Consider the following 24,520-nt stretch of genomic DNA (forward strand, 5'->3'; position numbering starts at 1 on the left):
TCGGTAGGCGGGTGCTCGGCCGGTGGCGGCGGGACCTTCAGGTGGGGGCGGTCAGTCGGCGGCGGCGAGGGCGGCGATGCGCAGGGAGATCTCCCGGACGATGACGGGCAGTTCCCTGCCGGTGTGGTCGCTGGTGATGGCGAGGGCGAGTTCGGTGAGCAGGAGGAAGGCGTGGGCGCGTTCGGCGTCGTCGGTGAACGCTTCGGTGAGCGCCTGGACGCCGGCGAGGTCGCCGCGGTGGCGGGCAGCGATGATCCCCACGGCACGTTGCATCCCGGCCAACAGATCAGCGGCGTCGGGTGTCATGCGGCGCGGGTGAGGTCCCGCAGCCGGTCGAGCAGCTCCGCCGGATCTGCGTCGGCTTTGCCTTGGGCGGACGCGGCGTTGCCCCCGCCCTTTCCGGCCAGGAGACTCTTGATCAGGTCGTTGGCGGCCAGGCCGCGTTGCACGCCGGCGGGGGTGACGGCGACGACGATGCTCGCCCCGGCGACGACGCCGACGACGCCGGGGCGACGGCCGAGGCGATCGCGGACCTTCTCGGCGAGACGGCGGGCGTCGCCGGTGGCGGTGATACCGGCGTAGGCGACGCCGTCGAGGTCGACGGCGTTGGCGGCGTACGTGTCGGCGTCCAGGTCGATGAGCCGGCCGCGCAGGTCGTCGGCCTCGCGTTCGGTCTGCTTGAGTCGCGCCAGCAGGGTGGTGATCCTGGTGGGGAGTTCCTCGGGGCGGGCCTTGAGTTGGGCGGCGAGTTGGGTGACGAGGTCGCGTTCGCGGGCCAGGTACCGGAACGCCTCGATTCCGGTGACCGCTTCGATGCGACGCTGGCCGGCACCGACCGATGATTCGCCGGTGAGCGCGAGGGAGCCGATCTGCGCGGAGTGCGCGACGTGGGTGCCGCCGCACAGCTCGCGGGACCACTCGCCACCGATCTCGACGACCCGGACGGTGTCGTCGTAGGTTTCGCCGAACAGGGCCAGGGCGCCCTCGGCGCGGGCCTGTGCCAGCGGCAGGTGGCGGACCTCGACGGGCAGGTCACGGCGGATCGCCAGATTGGCGACCTCCTCGATCTCACTGCGGGTGGTGTCGGTCAGGCCGCCGCGCCAGGCGAAGTCCAGGCGCAGGTAGCCGGGCCGGTTGTACGAGCCCGACTGCAGCGCGTTCGGCCCGAGGACCTGGCGCAGCGCGGCATGCACGACGTGCGTACCCGAGTGGGCCTGCCGGGCCCCGATGCGCCATTCGGGGTCGACCGCGGCGTGCACCGCGTCACCGACGGCGAGGCTGCCGTCGAGGATCCGGACGGTGTGCGCGATCAGGCCTTTGACCGGTCGCTGCACGTCGATGATCTCGGCGCGCAGGTTCGGGCCGGTGAGCAGGCCGGCGTCGGAGTCCTGTCCGCCGCTCTCGGCGTAGAACGGGGTGCGGTCCAGGGCGACGGTGACGATGTCGCCGGCCTCGGCGGTGTCGACCGTCGCGCCGCCGGACCAGATCGCGACGACCCTGGATTCGGTGTCGAGCGTTTCGTAGGCCAACCAGTGCGTGGGTCCGTGCGCGTCCAGCACCGTCCGGTAGGCCGACAGGTCGGCGTGACCGGTCTTGCGGGCCTTGGCGTCGGCCTTCGCGCGGGCGCGCTGCTCGGTCATCAGGGCCCGGAACCCGTCGGCGTCCACGGTCAGGCCCTGCTCGTTGGCGATCTCCAGGGTGAGGTCGATCGGGAAGCCGTACGTGTCGTGCAGTTGGAACGCCTTGTCGCCGGGCAGCGACGAACGTCCGACTTTCTTGGTTTCGGCGATGGCGGTGTCGAGGATGGTGGTGCCGGCGCGCAGCGTGCCGAGGAAGGTGTCCTCCTCGGCGTAGGCGGCCGAGGAGATGCGGTCGAAGTCGGCGGCGAGTTCCGGGTACGACGGGGACATGCAGTCGCGGGCGACGGGAAGCAGCTCGGGCAGGGCCTTGCCCTGCCAGCCGAGCAGCCGCATGGCGCGGATCGCACGACGCATGATCCGCCGCAGCACGTAGCCCCGGCCTTCGTTGGACGGGGTGACCCCGTCGCCGATGAGCATGAGCGAGGTACGGACGTGGTCGGCGATGACCCGTAGGCGGACGTCGTCGGGGTGGGACTGGCTGGCCGCCTGCCCGGAGTGCACGCCGTACTGCTTGCCGGTCAGGTCGGCGGCCCTGGCCAGGATGGGACGTACCTCGTCGATCTCGTAGAGGTTGTCCACCCCTTGCAGGATCGAGGCGATCCGTTCCAGGCCCATTCCGGTGTCGATGTTCTTGTTCGGCAGGTCGCCGACGATCCGGAAGTCGGTCTTCGACGCCACGTCGGCGATCTCGTACTGCATGAACACGAGGTTCCAGAACTCCAGGTAGCGGTCCTCGTCGGCTTCCGGGCCGCCCTCGGCGCCGTAGGCGGGGCCGCGGTCGTAGTACAGCTCGGAACAGGGTCCCGCCGGGCCAGGGATGCCCATCGACCAGAAGTTGTCCGCCTTGCCCCGCCGCACGATGCGCTCGACCGGCACGCCGGTCTTGCGCCACAGGTCGTACGCCTCGTCGTCGTCGAGGTAGACCGTCGCCCAGATCCGTTCCGGGTCCAACCCGAAACCACCCTGTTCCACCGGGGTGGTCGACAGCTCCCAGGCGAGGGGGATCGCCCCGGCCTTGAAGTAGTCGCCGAAGGAGAAGTTGCCGTTCATCTGGAAGAACGTGCCGTGCCGGCTGGTTTTGCCGACCTCGTCGATGTCCGGGGTGCGGATGCACTTCTGCACCGATGTGGCCGTCCGGTAGGGCGCGGCCCGCTGGCCGAGAAAGTAGGGGACGAACTGCACCATTCCGGCGTTGATGAACAGCAGGTTCGGATCCGAGATCGCGGGCAACGGTGCCGAGGGCACCACCGTGTGTCCGTTGGCCTCGAAGTGGGCCAGGAAGCGCCGCTTGATCTCCGCCGTCTGCACAACGCCCCCTTATTGCATCAACTTTGCAACTGCATTGTATTGGCAGGAGGGTGAGGTGGTTCGGGACGCCCCCACGGTCGACCGTCCCGCTCGATTGCCCGTGGTGCGGCGCGGCCAGCGAGCCGCTGGTGGTGAGGCGGGTAGGCGGCCGCGCGAGCTCGGGCTTCCGGTCGGTGCCGCCGGCACGTCTGGTGGCGCTGGCGGCACCGACCGGATGACCACCGCCGTCAGCTGTCGGGCGGGGTGGCGGTGACGGCGACGAGCAGAGACAGTTCCCGCACGAGATCATCCATGGACTGGCCGCTCTGCGCGCGGAGCAGCCCGAGGCTCAGGTCCGCCAGAAGGTAGAAGCCGAGGCTCTTGGCCTGCTCGGAACCGAACGCGGCGAGTAGCTCCTCGGCGCCGCCGAGGTCACCGCGATGCTTGGCCGCGATGACCCCAGCGGCGCGTTGGACCAGCTCGGCCGCTGCCGGGGTGGGGCTGGTCACGCCGATCAGATCTTTGGCGTGGCGGCGCGGGCGGCGTCGAAGCGGGCGATCACGTCCGACCAGTTGACCAGGTTCCACAGCCGGTCGACGTAGTCCGGCCGGACGTTCTTGTACTGCAGGTAGTACGCGTGCTCCCAGGCGTCGAAGACCAGCAGCGGAATGGAGCCCTGGCCGACGTTGCCGTGGTGGTCGTAGACCTGCTCAACGATCAGCCGCTGTCCGAGCGGTTCCCAGGCCAGCACGCCCCATCCGGAGCCCTGCACACCCTTGGTGGCGGCGGACAGCTGCCCGGCGAACGCGTCGAACGTGCCGAAGTGCTCCTCGATCGCGGCGGCCAGCTCGCCGTCGGGACGGTCACCGCCGTCCGGGGAGAGGTTGCCCCAGAAGATCGTATGCAGCACGTGCCCGGACAGGTTGAACGCGAACGTCTTCTCCAAACCGACAAGCGTGGAGAAGTCCCCCTTCGCCCGGGCCTCGGCGAGCTGCTCCAGGCCGTCGTTGGCGCCCTTGACATAGGTGGCGTGGTGCTTGTCGTGATGCAGCTCCAAGATCTGCCCCGACATGGCCGGCTCCAGGGCGCCGTAGTCGTAGGGCAGATCGGGCAGGGTGTAAACCGCCATCAGAACTCCTCGGGGTTGCTGCCAAGTTGATGCTCTTGCCACTATTTTGCAATAGAACCGGGGATCGTGCGGGGAGGAGCGGCGGTTGACCACGTCGGAGACCGAGCGGGTGAACGCCGCGGTGCAGCGACTACGCCGCGCTGGCCTGCGCAACACCGCAGCCCGCCGTGGAGTACTCGACCAACTCGCCCACGCCGTGGGCGGCCGCGGGCACCTCAGCGTGAGCGAGCTGCATCACGCGCTGCTCGCCCGTGGTGTGGTCGTGGAACTGTCGACGGTGCACCGGGTGCTGCGGCAACTGGTCGAGCTGGGCATCGCCCACACCGTGCCGGTCGGCAGGACGACGACCTTCGGGCTCGCCGACGACGCCCATCACCACGCCGTCTGCGGCACCTGCGGCGACATGCGGCAGCTACCGGCCGAGGCGGTCGCAGCGAGCATCGCCGCCGCCCGCGCGGTCGGGATCGACACGGATCAGTCGGGCCATCCCAACGGTGTGGTCGTCTACGGGCGGTGTGTGCGGTGCCGGACGACAGCCCGCTAAGGACCGCACCCGCCGGTGCACATTTTGCCCCGGCTTCGGTCACACCCGGGCGTCCGCCGCGCGCTCACGGCACCGGGGTGGGCAACCGCAGCGGGCTGACCGGCAGCTACTCGCTGGCCCTCCGCGCGACGGCACTGGCCAACGCGCGGCTCGAAGACCCTACGGACGTGTGGGTGCTGCTGGCGGACCAGCCGTGGCTGCGCGACTTTGCCACGGAAGCCGACCTGCGCACATTGCAGGTGGCCGGACATCGCCTGCGCGAGGTGTTCCAGACCGTGACGGCGGGACACGGGCGGGAGGCAGTCGACCGTCTCAACGGACTGCTGACCCGGTATCGGGTTAGGCCGATGATTTCCGGCACCTACGCGGGCGACTGGCATATCCACGTCGCCGCACCCGGCACTCCTTCAGTTGAGTACCTTGCTGCTGCCGTATGGGGACTCGCCGTATGGCTGTGTCAACGGGGTATCGATCGACTCGGCGTCTGCGCGGAACCCCGATGCCACAACGCGTTCCTCGATGACAGCAGCAACCGATGCCGCCGGTTCTGCTCCGATCGGTGCGCCACCCGCAACCACGTCCGAGCCCACCGCGCCAGACGCCGCGCCACCCACCCCTGACCGCCGCCCGACCAGACTGACGCGCCCGTACGCAGTCCGCAGTATCAAGCAGCAGGAGACCCTTACTGCAAAGTTATGGCAACTGCCTATGATTAGTGATTGTGCAGACCTCGACCGGCGCTCCGCGCCCGATCACCCGTTACGGCACCCCCGTGCTGCACCGCCGCTGCGCCGAGGTGACCGACTTCGATGACGCGCTCGTCCAGCTCGTCGCCGACATGTTCGCCAGCATGTACGCCGCCCACGGCGTCGGCCTGGCCGCCAACCAGATCGGCGTCGACGCGCGGATCTTCGTCGTCGACTGTCCCGACGCCACCGGTACCCACACCGTCGCCACCGTCATCAACCCGGTTCTGCACCTACCCGAGCACCGCGAGTTGGTGACCGACTCCGAGGGCTGCCTGTCCGTGCCCGGCCAGCACGCCGACCTGGCCCGCTGCGCCACCGCCACCGTCACCGGCTTCGACATTTACGGCAAGGAGATCCGGCTGGACGGCACCGGCACCCTCGCCCGCTGCTTCCAACACGAGGTCGACCACCTCGACGGCCTCGCCTACGTCGATCGTCTCCCCACCAAACTCCGCAAACAGATCCTCGCCGCCAGCGCCGAACACCCCGGCGTCGGCGCCGGCACGGCGCAGGACGCCTGACCGATGCCGGTCGTCCTTGGCATCGAAACCTCCTGCGACGAGACCGGCGTCGGCATCGTCGCCGACGGCGTCCTGCTCGGCGACGCCCTCGCCACCAGCATGGACGAACACGCCCGCTTCGGTGGCGTCGTCCCCGAGATCGCCGCCCGCGCCCACCTGCACGCCGTCACCCCTATGGTCCGCCACGCCCTCGACCGCGCCGGAATCGGCTTCGGCGACATCGACGCCGTCGCCGCCACCGCCGGACCCGGCCTCGCCACCGCCGTGCAGGTAGGCCTCGCCGCCGGCAAGGCATACGCACTCGCCCTCGGCGTCCCCCTCTACGGCGTCCACCACCTCGCCGGCCACGCCGCCGTCGACACCCTCGAACACGGCCCCCTACCCGATCGCTGCGTCGCACTCATCGTCTCCGGCGGACACACCTCACTCCTCCTGCTCGGCGACCTCGCCCGCGACCCCGTCATCCACCTTGGTGACACCGCCGACGACGCCGCCGGCGAAGCCTTCGACAAAGTCGCCCGCCTCCTCGGCCTGCCCTACCCCGGCGGACCCGCCATCGACCGCATCGCCCAGGACGGCAACCCTGACGCCATCACCTTCCCGCGCCCCATGACCAGCCCTCACGACCCGCCCTACCAATTCTCCTTCTCCGGCCTCAAGACCGCCGTCGCCCGCTGGATCGAGAAGCACGGGGACCAGCCCGTACCCGTGGCCGACGTCGCCGCCTCCTTCCAGGAGGCCGTCGCGGACACCCTCACGCAGAAAGCCATGGCCGCCTGCCGTGACCACCACGCGGACACGCTGCTGCTTGTCGGTGGCGTCGCCGCCAACAGCCGGGTGCGGCATCTCGCCGAACAACGTGCCGCCAACGCCGGAGTGCGGCTGCGCGTACCCTCACCACGACTCTGCACCGACAACGGCGCCATGATCGCCGCCGTCGGCGACCTACTCGTCCGCGCGAACGTCGCGCCGGACCGACTCGATCTCAGCGCAGACCCGTCCGCGGTCCTACGCGGCGCTCTCCTCAAAGACCATTCGGTCTGACCGCCCTCACCGCTCGGGCCTGTCCGCGTCGCTCTGGGCATAATCCACCGGCAGTGCCACGTCGATGCCGACGCTCGGCAGGTCGCTGAGCGAGCCGGGCGGATGTCTGGTGGTCCGTTCACCCCGCCGCCGCACCACGATTCTGCAAGGGACTGACTCGGGCCGTCGGTCAGCGTCGCCGCCATGTCGCAGGTGGCACCGAGCCCTCAAAGACGGGTCCAGACACCCAAGATCGCGTGCACGCTCATCGGCATGAGATCGTGCGGGCCACCGTATCTTCCCAGTGGGCATTCCGGCCATGCCGCGGAATGGTGGGAGCTGACGTGGATCCGTCCTAGGACTACCTGCTCCTTCTCGCCCTTCTGGCTGCGCTCGGCACCCTGGGCTGGCCGGGTAGACAGGTTATGTCAGGCCGGGGGTGGGTTCGATCGGTCTGTCAGTGGCGCACTGAGTGTCGTCAGTACGTCCGCCGGTCCGGGGGTCATTGCGCCTATGGCCGACAGAGATTCACGCCGCGCGCCGATCCCCGTCGGGGACGTGGTGCCCGGTGCCGATCACCGTGTGGCCGGTCCCCGCCCCGGGGGGACTGCGTGAATTCGACACACTCCCGCGCAGGACTGCTCGAACAGGGTGCGGCTCAGGGCATCGCCGAGATGATGGCCGCTATCTGCGGCTCCGCGACGTGCCACGCCGCAGCCAGCAGTCGCAGCGCCGGTGCGTCGTCCGACCGTCCATGTGGAGGCTGCTGCAGTGTGGAGCGGAGCGACCGATCACCGAGCAGCTCCGGATGAACCGGCGGGCCGCGCGTCGTCAGCCCGGTGGTCGTGCACCAGCTCGCACACCACGCGACCCCTGACGAACGGTGGGCAAACTCTTGGCGATCGCGTCGATCGGGAGTTGCCGGCCCCGTGGCCGGGTGGCTCGACTGCGCCCGATTTGGGCACTGTTCGCCCGGGCAAGCCCCGCCCGTCACGCCACGGTTGGCGTACCGAGTTGGAACGTGCTCAACGCCTGGCCCGGGAGGTGAGGAGGTGGCAGGTTGTCCGGTCCACGCTCACTGGTGCAGATGCGCGCGTTGCCCCTCGCGGTCAAAGATCATGATCAGCTCGGCGGGTTCGTCGAGGGCTGTCATCGAGTGTGGTGTCATCGTCGAGAACTCGGCTGCCTCGCCCTTCTCGACCTCGATCTGCCGCTCACCGAGCCACAGCAGCACCCTGCCCTCGAGTACCAGGAACCAGTCGTACCCCGGATGGACCCGCTGGGCCGGCATCGCCGCCTCGGGCTCCAACCGGACCTTCATCGCCATGGTGCGCCCATCGGCGCGGCTCAGCGGCCACGTCGTGCGTGAACCCGAACGGTGTTGAACGGGACGGATCACCACGTCCTCGTCGCTGGTCGCCTCGAAGAGGACGTCGAGGCTGACCTGTAGCGCGCCGGCCAGGGGCACCAGCACATCGAGGCTGAGCGTCCTTTTGCCGGTTTCGACCCGGCTGATCGTCGACGGGCTGAGGTTGCTGCGCTGGGCGACTTCGTCCAGGGAGTAACCGAGCGTGGTGCGGATGCTCCGCAACCGCGTGCGCGCCAGCCGCTCCACCTCACTGCGGTCGTTCATCTCCCCAGCATCGGGGCGCCTTGCGGATTCCGCAAGGCGTCTGTCACATCCTGCCAGGTGTTCCTACGCTGGACTCATGACAGAGCATGCCCACCGGACCTCCGAACACACACCGCGCCAGAGCATCGTCCGGACCTGCGACGTCGCCGTCATCGGCGGATCGGCGGCCGGGTTGGCGGCCGCGCTACAGCTCGCCCGTCAGCGACGCTCGGTCATCGTCGTCGACGACGGCACGCCGCGGAACGCGCCGGCGGCGCACATGCACGGCTACCTCGGACGTGAGGGCACCCCGCCCGAGGCGATGCGGGCCATCGGGCGGGAGGAGGTCCGCAGCTTCGGTGGCAACGTCCTCACCGGCCGTGTGCTGACGGTGCGGAAAGAGGACGACGGGTTCCACCTCGCGCTCTCGGGCGGCCACGTCCTCGTCGCACGCCGGCTACTGGCCGCGACCGGCATCGTCGACGAGCTGCCCGACATCGAGGGCCTCACCGAGCGGTGGGGCGCTCAGGTGTTCAGCTGTCCGTTCTGCCATGGCTGGGAGGTCCGCGACCTGCGGGTCGTGCAGATCGTCACGACGCCGATGGGACTGCATCCGACCCCACTGATGCGGCACCTGACCGACCAGTTGACCGTGGTGCTGCACGACGCGACGGGGATCGACCCGGCTGCGGTGCAGACCCTCGTCGCCTCCGGGGTCCCGGTGGTCGAGAGCGCGGTGCGCCGGGTGGCCGACGCCGACCCGGACGGATCACTCGCCGTCGAACTCGCCGACGGCCGTCGCCTGCCGGCCGACGCGATCCTCACCGGGGGACGCTTTCGTCCCCGGGTCGAGATGCTCGCCGGGCTCGGCATCGACACCACCGCCCACCCCAGCGGACTCGGTCACCTCGTCGCGGTCGACCCCACCGGGCGCACCAGCGTGGAGGGCGTCTTCGCCGCCGGGAACCTGACCGACCCGAGCGCCCAGGTCCTGCAGTCGGCGGCGAACGGTGGTTGGATCGGCGCCCAGATCGCTTTCAGCCTCGCCGCCGAGGACACCGCGGCGGGTGTCCGCCCCTCCGGTGTCGCGATCGAGTGGGACAATCGCTACGGGGACCAGGAACGCGTGTGGAGCGCCAACCCGAACGGCACCCTCATCGCGGAGGCGGCGGACCTGCCTCCCGGTCGGGCGCTCGACGTCGGCGCAGGCGAGGGAGCCGACGCGCTCTGGCTGGCCGAACGGGGCTGGCAGGTGACCGCCTCCGACGTCTCCGGCAGGGCACTTGGCCGCGTCCGGGCCGAAGCGGCCCGTCGCGGGCTCGACGTACGTGCGCTGCACCGCGACGCCAACGACCCCGACGCCTTCGCCGACGGGACCTACGACCTCGTCTCCCTGCAGTACGGCTCGTTCCAACGCACCCCCGAGCAGCGCGGACTGCGTAACCTGCTCGACTCCGTGGCCGTCGGTGGGACGCTGCTCGTCGTCGGCCACGACCTGACCCCGCTGCGGCAGCCGTCGGACCCCGGCGAGCAGACCCGCATGTACGACCCGCAGGCCTACGTCGGCATCGACGAGATCGCCGCCGCCATTACCGCTTCGGGTGATTGGCGCGTCGACGTGAACGAGACCCGCCCGCGACCCCCGGGAGCGATCAGTACGCACCACGTCAGCGACGTCGTGCTGCGCGCCGTCCGACTGAAGCAGGAAACAGGGCGACCCGGCCATCGCGAGGAGTGACGGGAATTGCGGCGAAGCGGGGCCGGCACCCGCAGGGCGGGGGCGCTGCGGCGGGCCGACCCGCTCGTGTTCTGCCAGCGACGGTTCGCACCGGAGCCGGAGCCGGCCACGACGCCAGCGGTGGAGACGAGGTTCGCCCCCACCGCCGCTGACCGGGGCGTTCAGTGCGCCGGGAGCGTGCCGCTGATCTCGTTCGGGGACCGCGTCGAGCGTCACCGACCCGACGATCTTGCCGGTGGTGAGGTCGAGCCGGTGCACCTTCCTGGTGGCGGGTTCGGTGACGTAGGCGTCGTCGCCGCGGACGAACAGGGCCGGGCGTGGCTCCTGCCACTGCATCGGCTCCTTCCACGCGCCGACCACCGGCCACGAGTTGGTCAGCTTGCCGGAGGTGGGGTCTACCACGTGCAGCTTGCCGTCGGTGCCGAGGATCAGGCCCTCGCCCTGTGGGCCGCGCGCCAGCGAACGGAAGCTGTAGCTGACGCCCTTGGGCGTCGGCACGACCTGGAGCCTCCGGGCCGCCGTGTCGACGAGCGCGAACTGCTCGGGGAACTCGCGCTCCGCGTCCGGCTCGACCTTGTAGTCGCCGAGCAGGACCGGGGACTTCTCGCTGCCGACCTGGGTGGCGACGGCGCCGTACACGCCGGCGCTCTTGACCTTGACGAAGGTGCCGTTCGTGAACAGCAGCACGCCGTCCGTGCAGCCGAGCCCCACGATCTCACCCTGCGCGACTGCCTCACCGTGGACGCCGGGGCATTCCTCGCTGCGGGCGATCTCCTTGCCGTCCTTGTCCAGTGCGATGGCTCTGGGGCGGGACTCCTCGGTGCCGAGGGTCACCACCATGGTGCCGTCGGCGAGTTCCACGGCCACGCCGTGGTGCGGCTGTGCGGTCCTGTACCGGCGGCCCTCCGGCTTGCCGTCGGCGAGCCTCTTCGGGTCGAAGCTGTGCACCTCGCCGGTGCCGTCGGTGAACAGGATGGTCCGGTCGCCGTGCCGCACCACGTGGCCCGGCTTCGCGCCCGGGTAACTGATGTCGGTCATCGTGCCAGCCACGACGCCGCCGACGCGGCCCTCGCCGACCGCACGGTGCGACTCGCGGGTGTGGTGGACCACGCCGTCGGCGACGCTCCGGTGCGGCATTGACGGCGGCGCGGCCAACCTCCGTAGGCCACGGTCCCCGCCCGTCGACGACCGTCCAGATCCGCTCCGCGTCGAACCCGGCCGCGCTCTCGAAAACGAAAACCGATACCGTTAGAATGCGATGCGACCGGTAGAAGAAGGAGATCTCATGGCCGTTCCGAAGCGGAAGATGTCGCGGTCGAACACCCGGCACCGGCGGGCGCAGTGGAAGGCGACCGTGCCCGCACTGACCCCGTGTCCCTGCCCGCGCAGGGAGATGGTGGTGCCGCACCGGGCGTGCGCGCACTGCGGCCTGTACAAGGGTCGTCAGGCGGTGGAGCAGCAGTGACCGACCGGCTGCCGGTGACGGTGCTGTCGGGTTTCCTCGGCGCGGGCAAGACCACCCTGCTCAACCATGTCCTGGCCAACCGGGACGGGCTGCGGGTGGCGGTGATCGTCAACGACATGAGCGAGGTCAACATCGACGCCGCGCTGGTCCGCGACGGTGGCACGATGTCGCGGACCGAGGAGCGGCTGGTCGAGCTGACCAACGGCTGCATCTGCTGCACCCTGCGCGACGACCTGCTCGACGAGGTTGCCCGGCTGGCGCGCCTGGGCCGGTTCGACTATCTGCTGATCGAGTCCAGCGGGATCTCCGAGCCGATGCCGGTTGCCGCCACGTTCGCCTTCGGGGTGGAGGACGGGCAGGTCCTGGACGACCTGGCCCGGCTGGACACCACGGTCACCGTGGTCGACGCGGCCGGGCTGCTCGCCCGGATCGAGGCGGGCGAGACGCTCGAGGCGCGCGGCCTGGCCGCGTTCGAGGGGGACGACCGGAGCATCGCCGACCTGCTCGTCGACCAGATCGAGTTCGCCGACGTGCTGGTGGTCAACAAGACCGATCTGGTGGCGGCCGAGCACCTGACGGTGGTCGAGGCGCTGCTGACCCGGCTCAACCCGGCGGCCCGGCAGGTCCGGGCGGTCCACGGGCGGGTCGACGCGGCGGAGATCCTGCACACCGGGCGGTTCGACCTGGAACGCGCGGAGACCACGCCCGGTTGGGTCGCCGAACTCAACGGGGAGCACGTGCCGGAGACCGAGGAGTACGGCATCTCCAGCATCGTGTTCCGCGACCACCGGCCGTTGCATCCGCAGCGCCTGTGGGATCTGCTGGCAGGTGGGCTGGACGTCTTCGGCGTGGTGAGGTCGAAGGGGTTCCTCTGGCTGGCGAGCCGCCCGGACGTGGTGGCCCTGTGGTCGCAGGCGGGCCCGTCGGGGCGGTGCGACCCGGCCGGCGTGCCGGTGGCGGTGTCGGGGGAGTGGCCGGAGGATCCCGCCGAGCGGGCGGAGGTGGAGTTCCGCTGGCACCCGGTCTTCGGGGACCGCCAGCAGGAACTGGTCCTCATCGGCGTCGGGCTCGACGGCGACGGGCTGCGGGTGGCCCTGAGCGGCTGCCTGCTCACCGACATGGAGATCGCCCTCGGGGAGTCCGGGTGGCGGCTCCTGCCCGATCCCTTCCCCGAGTGGGACCTTGGCGACCTGCACGAACACGACCACGCCGGGACGGTACGACTCTGATCAGGTCGAGGATGCCCGCTTGCGTCACCTGCCCGGAGGCCTGGTACGCCAAGGCCAGGGTGCCGCCGCCGATACGTCGGCAGCGTCTTCAGCGCCGAGCCGGAGTTGGCCAGCTCGGTGCAGTCGGCGATCCGCAGCAACGGCCCGGGTGAAGCTGCCCGCCTCGCCGTCGTCAGGGGCAGAACCTCAGGACCTCCAGCACGAGAGCGACGGCCGGTATGCCGGTGAGTCCGTAGTACATCCGGCCGCTGCCACGGTAGCGGCGCACGAGGTGGGCGTTGCGGAGCAGCCTCAACTGGTGCGACACGTAGGGCATGGGAACGTCCAGCGTGGTGCTCAGCTCCGTGACGCAGGCGTCGCCTTCGATGAGGTGCCGCAGGATCCGAAGGCGTGTCGGGTGGGCGATCGTGCGCAGGAGGTCACTGACCTCCTCGATGCTGCCGGGGCCGGTGCCAGGTGTCACGACATCCCGGTCGCCGGGCCGGTGCCGAGCGTGCGATGGGACAGGTGCACGACCGCTCCTTGAACTCCTCGAAGTGAGCGCAACGGTAGTCATGTGCAATAGCGGCGTCTAGCTGTCAGATGCCGATATCAGCATCTGTTCAACCGCGAATGCCGGATCAGTGGGGCGAATTGACACGGCGGAACGCTCCGGTCGGTCTGACTGGCCGCTCACCAGCTGTGGTCACGCTCGGCGAAGGCGGCCCAGGCGTCCTCGCGGGACGGTTGCGGCAGTGGTTCCGACGGCTGCGGTGAGGCGTCGGCCGCAACGGTGCTGGCCCGGCTGGCGAGAAAGGCCGCCAGGGCGGTGGTGATGGGCACCGCGGTGATCAGGCCGATGGTGCCCACGGCGCTGCGCACGAGCTCCTGGGCGACCAGTTCCCCGGTGAGCAGCTCGCCGACGGGGGTGTTGCCGGCGGCGAAGAGCAGCATCAGCGGCAGTGAGGTGCCGGCGTAGGCCAGCACGATGGTGTTGATGACCGAGGCGATGTGGGCTCGGCCGATGCGGGTGCCCGCCCGGTACAACTCCCGGAAGCGGTAGGACGGGTTGGCTGTGGCCAGTTCGGTGACGGTGGCCGACTGGGTGACGGTGATGTCGTCGAGGACACCGAGAGAGCCGATGACGATGCCGGCTAGCAGTAGACCCCGCATGTCGACGTCCTGGTGGGCGATGGACAGGTAACCGGCCGTCTCGTCGGCGATGCCGGACAGGTGGGTACCGGTGGTGGCCACCGCGGACAACACGGCGGTGATGGTAAGGCTGACCAGGGTTCCGGCGACGGCCACGGAGGTGGTCGTGGCGAAGCCGTGGGTCAGGTAGAGCACGGTGAGCATGATGGCGGCGGAGCCGACGACGGCGACCAGCACCGGTGACCGGCCGTCGAGGATGGCGGGGATGATGAACAGCAGCAGGACGGCGAAGGTCACGGCGAGGCCGGCCAACGCGGTGACACCGCGCCAACGGGCGAACGCGATGACGGCGAGGGCGAAGGCGGCGCCGAGCAGCCACAGCTGTCGGGAGCGCTGGAAGTCGACGACGACGTAGCTCTTGCCGTCGCCGGTGGGATCGTCGAGCAGGAGAAGGGTGACCTTGTCTCCGAGGTGCAGTCGGGGTGCGCCGGGACCGGTCGGAATGTCGGTGCTGACGGTGGTCCCGGCCTCCCGACCGCTGGTGAGGGTGACGCTGACCGATCCGCACCCCGTGGTCGGCCCTGCGGCTTCATCGCTTTCACCCGTTGCCTGCGTGCAGGGCCGGTGGGCGAACGCCCGGACCTGTCCGAGGACCCGGGGTGACTCGTCGGTGGCCTCCACCGGCACCGGCTGGTGCGGCCAGAGCAGCAGCATGCCCAGGGCGGTCAGCAGTACCGAGGGGATCAGGAACAGCACGGTCAGCCGGTGCCGTACCGGGGATGCCGCTCGGTCGGCGTGGGCGTGGGCGTGGGACACGGACACTCCTTGACGGATCGGGAGACCCACCGGTCGCGGGCGACGGTGAGTCCTCAGGGGAACCCCGCCGGAGTCCGGCGGGCCGACCCGGCGTCCTACTCGTACGGCTCGGCGGGTGCGGGGATCTTCTCCCATGCCTCCACCTGGAAGTAGGGGAGGTCGGCGTCGTTGACGGGGTCCTTGGCGGTGTGCGGGATCCACCTGCCGGTGGAGCGTACCCAGGTGTTCGCCGGGCCTTCGGGCACGTCGCCGCGCAGGCCGACCTTGACGGGGATGCCGTCGGCGGCGCAGCAGGACAGCATGATGCGGGCGAGCAGCGGTTCGCCGTCCGGGCCGGGGACGAGGAAGCCGGTCAGCTGGATACGTCGGTCCTGCAACGTGCGGCCGTGGTCGTAGACGGCGCGGTAGCCGTACTCGAGGAGGGGCAGCTCGGCCGGGTCGCCGGGTGGCAGGGGTGGGAAGGCGGCGTCCCGGTCGTCGGTGAGGGCGGAGCCGGCGCGGGCCGCGGTGTCGGCGCCGAGCGCCGGCGGTACGACGAAGAGTAGGGCGAGCGCCGGCAGCAGCAGTAACCAGCCGACCGCGGGACCGGAACCGCCGTGGCCGTGCCCGTCGTCGTCCGGTTGGTCCTCGGGCCGGTTGAGGTGGCGTAGTTCCTGCGCGAGCGCCACCAGCGCGGTGATGACGAGCAGCAGGCCGGCGGCGACGAGGAACGGGCGCAGTCCCTGTTTGACGTAGCGCAGGTAGAGGTCGGTGAGGCTGGCGCGTAGGATCGCGCTGCCGAGGAAGACCAGCACCACCGCCTGGGTACCGCGACTCACCAGATCACCGTCCCGCATCCGGCCGCGACGAGCACGGCGAGGGCGAAGGTGGCCGGGGCGAACCGGACGGCGAAGCGCCGACCGAACATGCCGGCCTGCATGGACACCAGTTTGAGGTCGACCATCGGGCCGACCACGAGGAAGGCCAGTCGGGCGGTCAGGGAGAACTGGGACAGCGAGGCGGCGACGAAGGCGTCGGCCTCGGAGCAGATGGACAGCAGCACCGCCAGGGCGGCGAGGGCGAGGATCGACAGCACCGGCCGGGCCGCGAGGTCGTGCAGGAACTGCTGCGGTACGACCACGTTGATCGTCGCCGCGGCCATGGCCCCGATGGCGAGGAACCCGCCCGCGTGGATGACGTCGTGTCGGCAGGCTGTCCAGAACGCCGCCATCCGGGGTAGCCCGTCGAGGTGCGGGCGGTGCGGCAGGCGGATCCAGTCGGTGCGGCCCAGCCGCAGCCACAACCAGCCCATCAGCAGGGCGACCAGGAGGCTGGCGCCGCCGCGGGCGGCGACCATCTCCGGGTTGCGCGGGAATGCGACGGCGGTGGCGGTGAGCACGATCGGGTTGATCGCCGGCGCGGCGAGCAGGAACGCCAGCGCCGCGGCGGGGGTGACACCGCGGCGGATCAGCGACCCGGCGATCGGCACGGACCCGCACTCGCAGCCGGGCAGCACCACTCCGGCCATGCCGGCCACCGGCACCGCGAGCGCGGGGTGACGGGGCAGGGCCCGCGCCCAGAACGAGCGGGGCACGAACACCGCGATGACCGCGGAGAGCACCACGCCGAAGACGAGGAACGGCACCGCCTGCACCATCACCGACACGAAGACGGTCAGCCAGGTCTGCAGACGCGGGTCGGTGACCAGCGTCTCGATCGGCCGGTGCAGCACACCGACGAGGATGAGCAGGAAGCACAGCACCTCGGTGGAACCGGCCCACCGTTCGCGGACGGCCGCCGTCGGTCCGGTTTCCGGGACCACCGGTGCCTGCGGTTCGGGCCGCGCGGGTGCGGCGGGATCGGTCGTACTCAGGCGGATCACCTCCCATGCCAACGGCGGTATCCTATAGTGATCACGTGATCACTGTGCGCCTATGACGCGCGATGCCCGTCCTCGTCGACGACGAGGACGGGCATCGGGTGAATCGGTCAGTTAACGGTGCCGATGGACACCGCACCGCGGCCGACGACCGTGCCCTCGTCGGTGACCAGGTTCAGCGCACCGAACAGCTGCCGACCCTCGGCCGGAGCCGCGTCGACGGTCACGGCGCCGGTGATGGTGGCGCTGGCGCCGTTGGGCAGGGACACCGTGGTGCCGGGTGCGGTGACCTGGCCCAAGGCGGGGGAGTAGAACACGTCCCGGTAGTCGAACTGGGTGGTGCCGGCCGGCACCGCGTACCCGTCGACCTGCACCGTGTACGTGCCCGGCTCGGGGTTGGGGATCGAGACCGACTCCTCGGAGTCGCCGTCGGCGGACTGGCCGACCTCGACGCCGTCGCGCAGGACGGTCAGGTCCAGGTCGGCGGCCAGGTCGCTGGTGTTGCCGATGGCGACGTCCAGCCGGGTGGCGCCCTCGGGCACCTCGACGGTGTAGGTCTTGCGCTCACCGTCGGCGATGCTGTCCCGGGAGGAGGCCGAGCTGCCCAACGGACCGCCCTGACCAGTGATCACCACCGGCCCGAACGTGTTCCTGACCGTCCAGGTCACCGGCGTGGACTCACCAGCGGTGACGCTGGGCAGCGTCACCACGGCCGGCTCCACCGTGACGCCCTGCACCCGGGCGGTGAGCTGGAACGGGTTGTTCAGCGCCGGCGAGGTGCGCCGTGCCTCCACCTCAATTTCCCAGACCCCCGGCATCGGGTTGGCGTAGTCCCGCTCCTGCGGCTTGCACGCCGCCGCGTCGGAGTAGTTGGTGTAGCAGGCGGTGCTGGCCGTGCTCTCCACCGGCACCCCCCAAGGGTTGATGGCGATGAACCGGGTCTGGGAGCCGGTGGCGATGCCGGACAGGTTCACCTGCAGTGCCGCCGCCCCCTCGGGGACCGAGACGAAGAAGCTGGTGGTCGAGTTACGGTCCACGCTGCCCGCCGCCGAGAACCGGTACGCCGGCCTGGTCGGCTGCGTGGCGGCGACGACCGTGTTGAGCACCTCGAAGTCGACCACCTTGGTCTTCGGGTCGTCGATGCGCAGGATCGCTCCGTGCGCGCCGGGCTGCGGGGTCGCCGTCACCGCAATGGCCACCGTCTTGTTCAGTGGCAGGTCCACCGACTGCGGCGCCTGGAACGTCCCGTCGTTGCCGAGCCACCGCAGCGTGTGCCGAAGTACGCCGGCCGGGCCGCTGGTACGGGTGACCTTCACCCGGTAGGTACGCGCCTGACCGGCCTTCTGCCCGCCCTGCCCGGGGGCGCAGCGGTTGTAGATGCCCGTACCCCGGCCGGGGTTCGCGAGGAAGTCCGAGATCGGGGTGCACACCGGCGCGTCGGCGGTGTAGCTGTGCGGCGTGGCCGGTTTGGCCAGCAGCTTCCAGGCGCCCGGCACGTCGAGCAGCCCGTTGCCCTGCCCGTACGCGGGCTCACCCTTGATCCAGTCCGCGGAGCTGACGATGGCGCGGCGCAGTGCGGCCGGCGTGACGCCGGCCCCGGTGGCCTTGGCCGCCGACAGCAGCAGTGCCGCGCCTCCGGCTGCCTGCGGGGACGCCATCGACGTTCCCTGGAGCATGGCGTAGCCGGGCGGCAGCGGGTAGCCGGCCTCCGGGACCGGGGACCCCGCCTGCCACAGCGGAACCGTCGAGATGGCGGATCCCGGGGCGGTGATGGTGGGCTTGAACCCACCGTCCTCACGCGGCCCGCGGGAGGAGAACGGGTGCAGCTGGTACGGCCGGCGGGTGACCGAGCCGTAGTTGGCCAGCCAGCTCTCCTGGCTGATGCTGGAGGCGACACTGACCACGTTGTCGGCGACCGACGGATCGCCGATGGTGTTGACGCCGGGGCCGGAGTTGCCGGCGGAGATGAACATCTGCACGCCGTAGTCGTTGATCAGCCGGTCGTAGAGCTCGGAGCGGGCGTTGTTGCCGTCGTTGAGCGCGGGTAGGCCACCGATGGACATGTTCACCACGTCCACCTTGCGGTTGACCACCAGGTCGACCATGCCGGTGGTCAGGGCTGCGGCGGTGCAACCGCCACCCCAGGTGCAGGCCCGGGATGAGACCAGTTTGGCGCCGGGCGCGGCGCCGTCGAATTCGGCGTTGCCGAGCATGTCGTTGGCGGCGGTGATGCCGGCGACGTGCGAGCCGTGCGCGTCCTCGACCAGGCCGATGTTGACGAAGTCGGCGGTCTGGCCGGGCAGACCCGCCGGGCTCAGATCGACGTCTTCGCGGTATTCGACGACGAACGGCATCTGGTCGCGTACCGGGGTGGCCGGGTTGTCGACGCCGAAGTGTCCGAAGTCGAACCGCTCCCGGTAGGGGCGCATCACCGGGTTGTCGGTGAAGTCGCCGTCCTGGTCGGCGTCGACGCGGATGTCGTGGGTGGCCGGGTCGTAGAGGATGCCGAAGCTGTCGCTGGTGTCGCCGTCGCGGTTGACGTCGCCACCGGGCTCGCTGCCCTCGGTGATGCCCTCGTTGAAGACGTTGAACCGCCAGGCGCCGGCCGGGGCGGTCCACTGCCGGCCGGCGGCGGTGAAGGTGGGACCGTTCACCGTGGTGCGCATGGCGCGCCAGGTCAGGTCTCCCTCCAGCAGCGGGTCGGTGGCGGTGACCCAGTCCACGATCTTCCGCTCACCGGTGGAAGTGGTCTGCAGGGCCGGGTTGTCCAGGTCGACGCCGGAGTCCATGATGCCGATCGTCACGCCCCGGCCGTCCCAGGCCGGATGGGACTGCTTGAACGCCACCGCGCCGGTCTCCCCGGTGGGCATGTAGGGGTTGCTCGCCGGGGTGGACGCGCCGGGGCCGGACGTCGTCGCCTGCGCGCTGACCCGCCTGCCCGGCAGGGACTCCACCCGCGGGTTCGGCAGCTTGATCGACTCGTTCAGGTCCACCGCCGACACACCGGGCAGCTTGGCGGTCTTGACGACCTTATCCGTGGGGACCTGCGCCAACACGTAACCGACCTGGTCGACCCGGTGGGTGACCGTGCCGCCGAGCTTGCGGATCTCGGCGGTGACCTGGTCGGCCTTGCCCTTGTCGGTGGCGACGATGACCGTGACCACCGGCTTGCGCTGCGCCTGTGCGTCGGCGAGCAGCCCGGCGTCGTGGCTGCCCAGCGCCTCGGCCGGTGCTTCCTTCGGCACCTCCGACGCCGGTGCCGGCGGTGCCGCCGGCTCAGCCGCTGCCGGGTTCGTGCCGGCCAGGGCGACCGCGCTGGTGGCGACGGTGGAGGCGAGTAGGGCGGCGAAGCCCCGCCTGCCCCACGGGGATGGATGTCTCACGGGCGGATTCCTCCCAGAGCGAGCGCCCGGTGACGGGCGCGACTGAAGGGGATCATCCGCTCACTGAAAGCCATTGTCACTAAGTGCGCGAGACGTTGTGATCAGGCCGTGACCAAGTTGCTTCTCGGCGTCGTGCAGGCGCCTTGGCGGAGGTGCAAAGGCTGGGCTGAAACCCAGCTCAGGCAATGTTTATGCCCGGATCGCTCTGGTTGCGCGCTGCTGGACCCAACGAGAACATTAGATATATGCGCAATGCATAATGGATGCGGATGCCAGATGGCCCGCGATGGGCGCGAGGACGCCCGTCGCCGACCAGCCATCGCAGGTTGGCCGGGAGCAGAACGGAGATGGCGGACGGTGAGCGAGGCGACGACCGGCACGACCCGCAACACCCGCCAGCGCGCCGAGGTGCTGGCGCTGCTGCGTGAGGTCGACGGCTTCCACAGCGCCCAGCAGTTGCACCGGATGCTGCAGGATCGCCAGGCGCGGGTGGGGCTGACCACCGTCTACCGGACGCTGCAGGTGCTGGTCGAAGCCGGCGAACTCGACTCCACCAAACTGCCGGGTGGAGAGCAGTTGTACCGGCGGTGCAGTCAGGGTCGCCACCATCACCACCTGGTGTGCCGCGAGTGCGGTCGCACGGTCGAGGTATACGGACCGGCCGTGGAGCGGTGGGCCGACCAGCTCGCCGGCCAGCACGGCTTCATCGACGTCGGGCACACCATGGAGATCTTCGGAGTCTGCGCCACCTGCACCGGCTGAACGCCGTGCCACTGTGATGCGCTCGCCGCGGCCGCAGCGCCCGCGCGGAAGGCCCGCTCCTACCGCCCGGATCGGAGAGTGTGGGCTGCCGGCGGTCGTTGCCGCGCCGGACAGCTACCTCGGCAGGATCTCCAGCGCGCCCTGCCGGGGCCTCCGGTGTCAGATCGAATGGCCGATGACATCCGAAGCGAAACTCATTATCGTGAAGGTGTCCGCGAGGTAGGGGGTACCTCTGGTGATGCGGACCCGGCCGGCGCGGCGTCCTTTGACGGGTCGCACGTCGGCCGGCCTCTTGTGGCTGCAGCGTCCGGTGAAGCCGGCTGCTTGCTAATGGCGCAAACGACAACCAGATCCGTTAAAATCACACAGGAACGTCAGTCGATGCTGGCGCCTCCGCCGGTCACGCCGCCCCCTACGGTGGCGAGGCGCCCTCGTCGGGTGGTTCCGGTGTCGCTACTGCTGGGGGCGGTCTTCCTGATCCTCGTCGACCTGTTGTCGCGCACCCTGGACCGGCCGAACGAGATGCCGATCGGCATCTTCACCGCGGTGCTCGGCGCGCCCTTCTTCCTGTGGCTGCTGCGCAGCCAGTCGGGAGCGGTGCGATGAGGGTCACGGCGACCGGGGTCTCGGTGACCATCGACGGCACGACCATCCTCGATGACGTCTCGTTCACTGCCGCCGACGGCCGGGTGACCGGACTGATCGGGCCGAACGGATCCGGCAAGAGCACGCTGCTGCGCTGCTTCTACCGCATCGTCCGGCCGCAGCAGGGCACCGTGCACATCGGTGAGCACGACGTCTGGCGGGTCCCCGCCCGCCGGGCCGGCCAGTTGCGGGCGGTGGTGGCCCAGGACCAGGAACTCGACAACGAGTACGCCGTCCGCGACATCGTCGCCATGGGGCGGATCCCGCACGACCGGACCACTACACGTGGACGACGTCCGTCTGCAGGGGCGCGTTCGTGCTGGCAGCCAGGCAGGCCGGCTATCGACTGCCGTGGCCACCGCGGGCTAGGCTGCGGCCAGGCTTCATCGAGCAGGGAGAAGACGTGTCGCGCCGTACGGGTAGGCCTTCGTATCTGCTGTCCGCTCCCGACCCACGCCGGGGCCGGCAGACCCGACTCGCCGCCGTCGTCGCGACGATCGGGCTCACGGCTGCTCTCGTGGGAGGCGGTGTCGGATACACGGCCGGCCGACCGGACGCCACGGAGTCGACCATCGCCGACATCCGCCAGGCCGAGGCGAAACGGGACACCCAGCAGATCACCGAGCTGACGGCCACCGCCCGACGCCTCCGGGACGAGATCACCCCCGTGCTCAGCACCCTGCGGGCGGACACGCCCGCCGACCGGCAACCCGACGCCGCGCAGGCCCGCCAGTGGCAGCAGACCCTGGTGCGGACGGCGGAGCCGTTCGACAACCCGCCATCGGGTACGACCGCGACCAATGTGGCGCGCGGTGGCCTGCGCAGCGCCGTTGAGCAGACGTCCCTGGCCGTCGAGTCGTACCTCCTCGCGGTCACCGGGCCACCCGCCCAGCGGGCCGCGCTGACGGCACTGGCGAAGCGTCAGGCGGTCCAGGCCGCCACCGCCTGGTCCGTCGCCGCCACCCAGCTCGATCAGATCAACATCGACGCCGGTCACGGCCACCAGCACGTCTACCTGGAGGGCGACCCCGGCGACGGTGCCCTCAGCCCGGACGGCGCGCAGGAAGGCTCGGGCGGGTGACCGTTGCCGTACGGGCCGGGGCAGCTACTCGTACGGGTCCCTCGGTGCGGTCACCTGCCGCCAGTACTCGACCTCGATGTAGGGGATGTCCTCGTCGTTGACCGGGTCACGGGTGATGCGGTCGGTGTAGCGGCCGGTCACCTGGACCCAGGTGTCGTCGCCCAGGCCGGTGGGTGCGTTGCCGGCCATCCCGAGCTTGACGGGTCGGCCGTCGGCGGCGCAGCAGGACATGATCATGCGGGCGAGGATCGGCTGCCCGTCCGGGCCCGGGGTGATGAAGCCGGTGAGCTGTACCCGGCGGTCGCCGAGCGACTCGCCCTTGTCGAACAGCGCCCGGACGGCGTAGTCGAAGACCGTCGTCGTCACCGGGTCACCGGCGGGCAGCGGCGGATAGTCGTAACTCTGCTCGCTGGTGAGTGCGGTGCCCGTCTGACCGGCGGCGTACGAGCCGAGGGCGGGTGGGGCCACCAGCAGGAGGCCGAGGGCGGGGAGGATCAGCAGCCAGGCGACCCGCGGTTCGTGGTGGGCGTGGCCGTGTTCCTCGACGGCGGGATCGTCGGACTCGGTCGGGTTCCCGGGGTCCGGAAGGTAGGACCGTAGCTCGTACCAGAGGGTCATCACGGCGGCGGCGATCAGCAGCAGGCCGGCGGCGATGAGGAACGGCCGCAGTTCCTCCTTGACGTAGCGCAGGTAGAGGTCGGTGATACTGGCGCGCAGCACCGCACCGGCGAAGAAGATCAGGACACATGCCTGGGCCATCCGGTTCACAACAGCACCATCCCGGTGACGACGGCGACCGCGACGGCGACCGTGAAGGTGGCCGGCGCGAATCGGGCGGCGAAGCGCCGGCCGAAGATGCCGGCCTGCATGGCGACGAGTTTGAGGTCGACCATCGGGCCGACCACGAGGAAGGCCAGTCTGGCGGTCAGGGAGAACTGGGACAGCGAGGCGGCGACGAACGCGTCGGCCTCGGAGCAGATGGACAGCAGGACCGCCAGCCCCGCCAGGGCGAGGATGGAGAGCACCGGCTGGTCGGCGAGGGTCTGCAACCATCGCGCAGGGACGACGACGTTGATGGTCGCCGCCGCCATCGCGCCGACGACGAGGAACCCGCCGGCATGGACGACGTCGTGTCGGACGGCGGACCAGAAGGCCTCGCCCCGGGGCAGGCCGTCCAGGTCGGGTCGGCGGGGGAGCCGGATCCAGTCGGCGCGGCCCAGGCGTAGCCAGAGCCAGCCCATGAGCATGGCGACGAGCAGGCTGGCGACCGCGCGGGCCAAGACCATCTCGGGGTTGTTCGGAAAGGCCACGGCGGTGGCGGTGAGCACGATCGGGTTGATCGCCGGCGCGGCGAGCAGGAAGGCCAGCGCTGCGGCGGGGGTGACGCCGCGTCGGATCAGCGAGCCGGCGATCGGGACCGCTCCGCATTCGCAGCCCGGCAGGACCACGCCGGCGGCGCTGGCCACCGGGACGGCCAGGACGGGGTGCTTCGGCAGTGCGCGGGCCCAGAACGAGCGGGGCACGAAGACCGCGATCAGGGCGGACAGCAGCACCCCGAAGACCAGGAACGGCACGGCCTGCATCATGACCGAGACGAACACCGTCGTCCAGGTCGCCAGGGCCGGCATGGCCAGCAGGTCCGCCAGTGGACCGCGCAGGACGACGATCAGCACGAGCAGGGCAGCGAGAATCTCGACCGAACCGATCCGCCCTCCGAGCCACGATCGCGGCCGGGTGTCGCGGTGGGGCGGGCCGTCGTCGGTGCCCGTGGTGGTGCCGGCCACGTCGAGGACCGACGACCGGTCGGCCGTCGGATTCGTGCCCGACGGGGTGGTGTGCTCAGATGCGGCCACGCCGCCCCTTCCTGCTCGGTCTGGAGATACGTCGCTACGACTGCGCCGCTGAGG

23 protein-coding genes and 1 pseudogene are annotated in these 24,520 nt (G+C 70.5%); 12 read left to right on the top strand and 12 right to left on the bottom strand.

The features are described from left to right. Window positions 1-51: 51 nt before the first annotated feature. The 4 genes from JQN83_RS10920 to JQN83_RS10935 all read right to left on the bottom strand — a co-directional run bounded on the left by JQN83_RS10920 (window position 52) and on the right by JQN83_RS10935 (window position 4,056). Window positions 52-306 (bottom strand): superoxide dismutase, encoded by a 255-nt coding sequence (locus JQN83_RS10920; RefSeq protein ID WP_208566984.1) that lies wholly within the window; start codon window positions 304-306, stop codon window positions 52-54. Continuing rightward, window positions 303-2,948 carry an alanine--tRNA ligase gene (gene alaS / locus JQN83_RS10925; RefSeq protein ID WP_208566985.1) on the bottom strand — a complete coding sequence of 882 codons (2,646 nt, stop codon included), beginning with the start codon at window positions 2,946-2,948 and terminating at the stop codon, window positions 303-305. The genes JQN83_RS10920 and alaS overlap by 4 nt, the downstream gene beginning before the upstream one ends. A 227-nt stretch (window positions 2,949-3,175) precedes the next feature. After that, entirely contained in the window at window positions 3,176-3,436 is a 261-nt protein-coding gene (locus JQN83_RS10930) for a hypothetical protein (RefSeq protein ID WP_091285980.1), read from the bottom strand. 5 nt (window positions 3,437-3,441) lie between these two features. Further along, window positions 3,442-4,056 (bottom strand): superoxide dismutase, encoded by a 615-nt coding sequence (locus tag JQN83_RS10935; RefSeq protein ID WP_208566986.1) that lies wholly within the window; start codon window positions 4,054-4,056, stop codon window positions 3,442-3,444. Between the two features lie 85 nt (window positions 4,057-4,141). Between JQN83_RS10935 and JQN83_RS10940 the strand changes: the two genes are divergently transcribed. The 4 genes from JQN83_RS10940 to tsaD all read left to right on the top strand — a co-directional run bounded on the left by JQN83_RS10940 (window position 4,142) and on the right by tsaD (window position 6,914). After that, entirely contained in the window at window positions 4,142-4,600 is a 459-nt protein-coding gene (locus JQN83_RS10940; RefSeq protein ID WP_208566987.1) for a Fur family transcriptional regulator, read from the top strand. Between the two features lie 77 nt (window positions 4,601-4,677). Next, complete coding sequence (locus JQN83_RS10945) at window positions 4,678-5,220, top strand: CGNR zinc finger domain-containing protein (RefSeq protein WP_307799169.1); 543 nt, start codon at window positions 4,678-4,680, stop codon at window positions 5,218-5,220. A 101-nt stretch (window positions 5,221-5,321) separates the two neighbouring features. After that, window positions 5,322-5,870 carry a peptide deformylase gene (gene def / locus JQN83_RS10950; protein ID WP_208566988.1) on the top strand — a complete coding sequence of 183 codons (549 nt, stop codon included), beginning with the start codon at window positions 5,322-5,324 and terminating at the stop codon, window positions 5,868-5,870. A gap of 3 nt (window positions 5,871-5,873) precedes the next feature. After that, window positions 5,874-6,914: a tRNA (adenosine(37)-N6)-threonylcarbamoyltransferase complex transferase subunit TsaD gene (gene tsaD, locus JQN83_RS10955; protein WP_208566989.1), complete on the top strand. Its 1,041-nt coding sequence runs from the start codon at window positions 5,874-5,876 to the stop codon at window positions 6,912-6,914. A gap of 1,054 nt (window positions 6,915-7,968) precedes the next feature. On the opposite strand, the gene JQN83_RS10960 is transcribed toward tsaD, so the two are convergent. Continuing rightward, the gene (locus tag JQN83_RS10960) at window positions 7,969-8,526 is read right to left on the bottom strand and encodes a helix-turn-helix domain-containing protein (protein ID WP_208566990.1); all 558 of its coding nucleotides are present in this window, start codon (window positions 8,524-8,526) and stop codon (window positions 7,969-7,971) included. 76 nt (window positions 8,527-8,602) lie between these two features. On the opposite strand from JQN83_RS10960, the gene JQN83_RS10965 reads away from it, so the two are divergent. The 4 genes from JQN83_RS10965 (at window position 8,603) to JQN83_RS10980 (ending at window position 12,937) form a co-directional block, all read left to right on the top strand. Continuing rightward, complete coding sequence (locus tag JQN83_RS10965; RefSeq protein WP_208566991.1) at window positions 8,603-10,243, top strand: FAD-dependent oxidoreductase; 1,641 nt, start codon at window positions 8,603-8,605, stop codon at window positions 10,241-10,243. 120 nt (window positions 10,244-10,363) lie between these two features. Beyond that, the gene (locus JQN83_RS10970) at window positions 10,364-11,383 is read left to right on the top strand and encodes a hypothetical protein (RefSeq protein WP_208566992.1); all 1,020 of its coding nucleotides are present in this window, start codon (window positions 10,364-10,366) and stop codon (window positions 11,381-11,383) included. A gap of 145 nt (window positions 11,384-11,528) precedes the next feature. Then, a complete protein-coding gene (gene rpmF / locus JQN83_RS10975; protein ID WP_208566993.1) occupies window positions 11,529-11,708 on the top strand; it encodes a 50S ribosomal protein L32 in 180 nt (59 codons plus the stop codon). Next, complete coding sequence (locus JQN83_RS10980; RefSeq protein WP_208566994.1) at window positions 11,705-12,937, top strand: GTP-binding protein; 1,233 nt, start codon at window positions 11,705-11,707, stop codon at window positions 12,935-12,937. The genes rpmF and JQN83_RS10980 overlap by 4 nt, the downstream gene beginning before the upstream one ends. 172 nt (window positions 12,938-13,109) lie before the next feature. Here JQN83_RS10980 and JQN83_RS10985 read toward each other — a convergent pair whose 3' ends face one another. The 5 genes from JQN83_RS10985 to JQN83_RS11005 form a co-directional block, all read right to left on the bottom strand. After that, window positions 13,110-13,400, bottom strand: coding sequence for an ArsR/SmtB family transcription factor (locus JQN83_RS10985; RefSeq protein ID WP_208566995.1), 291 nt, complete (start codon window positions 13,398-13,400; stop codon window positions 13,110-13,112). A gap of 209 nt (window positions 13,401-13,609) precedes the next feature. Next, complete coding sequence (locus JQN83_RS10990; RefSeq protein WP_307799170.1) at window positions 13,610-14,884, bottom strand: YibE/F family protein; 1,275 nt, start codon at window positions 14,882-14,884, stop codon at window positions 13,610-13,612. A 95-nt stretch (window positions 14,885-14,979) separates the two neighbouring features. Continuing rightward, the gene (locus JQN83_RS10995) at window positions 14,980-15,702 is read right to left on the bottom strand and encodes a TIGR03943 family putative permease subunit (RefSeq protein WP_208566997.1); all 723 of its coding nucleotides are present in this window, start codon (window positions 15,700-15,702) and stop codon (window positions 14,980-14,982) included. Then, window positions 15,699-16,685, bottom strand: coding sequence for a permease (locus tag JQN83_RS11000; protein ID WP_208567151.1), 987 nt, complete (start codon window positions 16,683-16,685; stop codon window positions 15,699-15,701). The genes JQN83_RS10995 and JQN83_RS11000 overlap by 4 nt, the downstream gene beginning before the upstream one ends. Before the next feature lie 167 nt (window positions 16,686-16,852). Continuing rightward, window positions 16,853-20,125 (bottom strand): S8 family serine peptidase, encoded by a 3,273-nt coding sequence (locus tag JQN83_RS11005; protein WP_208566998.1) that lies wholly within the window; start codon window positions 20,123-20,125, stop codon window positions 16,853-16,855. A gap of 357 nt (window positions 20,126-20,482) precedes the next feature. Between JQN83_RS11005 and JQN83_RS11010 the strand changes: the two genes are divergently transcribed. The 4 genes and pseudogenes from JQN83_RS11010 (at window position 20,483) to JQN83_RS11020 (ending at window position 22,613) form a co-directional block, all read left to right on the top strand. Beyond that, on the top strand, window positions 20,483-20,887 hold the full coding sequence (locus JQN83_RS11010; protein WP_307799171.1) for a Fur family transcriptional regulator: 405 nt from the start codon (window positions 20,483-20,485) through the stop codon (window positions 20,885-20,887). Window positions 20,888-21,268: 381 nt separating this feature from the next. Then, window positions 21,269-21,493, top strand: coding sequence for an iron chelate uptake ABC transporter family permease subunit (locus JQN83_RS32960; RefSeq protein WP_279632715.1), 225 nt, complete (start codon window positions 21,269-21,271; stop codon window positions 21,491-21,493). Continuing rightward, window positions 21,490-21,765: pseudogene (locus JQN83_RS32965) on the top strand (ATP-binding cassette domain-containing protein); the annotation flags it as partial. The gene JQN83_RS32960 and the pseudogene JQN83_RS32965, both read left to right, overlap by 4 nt. A gap of 170 nt (window positions 21,766-21,935) precedes the next feature. Next, the gene (locus tag JQN83_RS11020; RefSeq protein ID WP_208567001.1) at window positions 21,936-22,613 is read left to right on the top strand and encodes a hypothetical protein; all 678 of its coding nucleotides are present in this window, start codon (window positions 21,936-21,938) and stop codon (window positions 22,611-22,613) included. 24 nt (window positions 22,614-22,637) lie between these two features. Here JQN83_RS11020 and JQN83_RS11025 read toward each other — a convergent pair whose 3' ends face one another. Both JQN83_RS11025 and JQN83_RS11030 read right to left on the bottom strand, forming a co-directional pair. Then, on the bottom strand, window positions 22,638-23,381 hold the full coding sequence (locus JQN83_RS11025) for a TIGR03943 family putative permease subunit (RefSeq protein ID WP_208567002.1): 744 nt from the start codon (window positions 23,379-23,381) through the stop codon (window positions 22,638-22,640). Then, window positions 23,378-24,319 (bottom strand): permease, encoded by a 942-nt coding sequence (locus tag JQN83_RS11030; RefSeq protein WP_307799189.1) that lies wholly within the window; start codon window positions 24,317-24,319, stop codon window positions 23,378-23,380. Before JQN83_RS11030 ends, JQN83_RS11025 begins: the two co-directional genes overlap by 4 nt. Window positions 24,320-24,520: the final 201 nt, after the last annotated feature.

Source organism: Micromonospora antibiotica, assembly GCF_017599305.1.
In the GTDB taxonomy this organism is placed as follows: Bacteria; Actinomycetota; Actinomycetes; order Mycobacteriales; family Micromonosporaceae; genus Micromonospora; species Micromonospora antibiotica.

Excerpts from the sequence above, each read along its gene's own strand:
- JQN83_RS10920 (WP_208566984.1), bottom strand. The coding sequence starts at position 306 with ATGACACCCGACGCCGCTGATCTGTTGGCCGGGATGCAACGTGCCGTG.
- JQN83_RS10935 (WP_208566986.1), bottom strand. The coding sequence starts at position 4,056 with ATGGCGGTTTACACCCTGCCCGATCTGCCCTACGACTACGGCGCCCTG.
- tsaD (WP_208566989.1), top strand. The coding sequence starts at position 5,874 with ATGCCGGTCGTCCTTGGCATCGAAACCTCCTGCGACGAGACCGGCGTC.
- JQN83_RS10960 (WP_208566990.1), bottom strand. The coding sequence starts at position 8,526 with ATGAACGACCGCAGTGAGGTGGAGCGGCTGGCGCGCACGCGGTTGCGG.
- JQN83_RS10965 (WP_208566991.1), top strand. The coding sequence starts at position 8,603 with ATGACAGAGCATGCCCACCGGACCTCCGAACACACACCGCGCCAGAGC.
- rpmF (WP_208566993.1), top strand. The coding sequence starts at position 11,529 with ATGGCCGTTCCGAAGCGGAAGATGTCGCGGTCGAACACCCGGCACCGG.
- JQN83_RS32960 (WP_279632715.1), top strand. The coding sequence starts at position 21,269 with ATGCTGGCGCCTCCGCCGGTCACGCCGCCCCCTACGGTGGCGAGGCGC.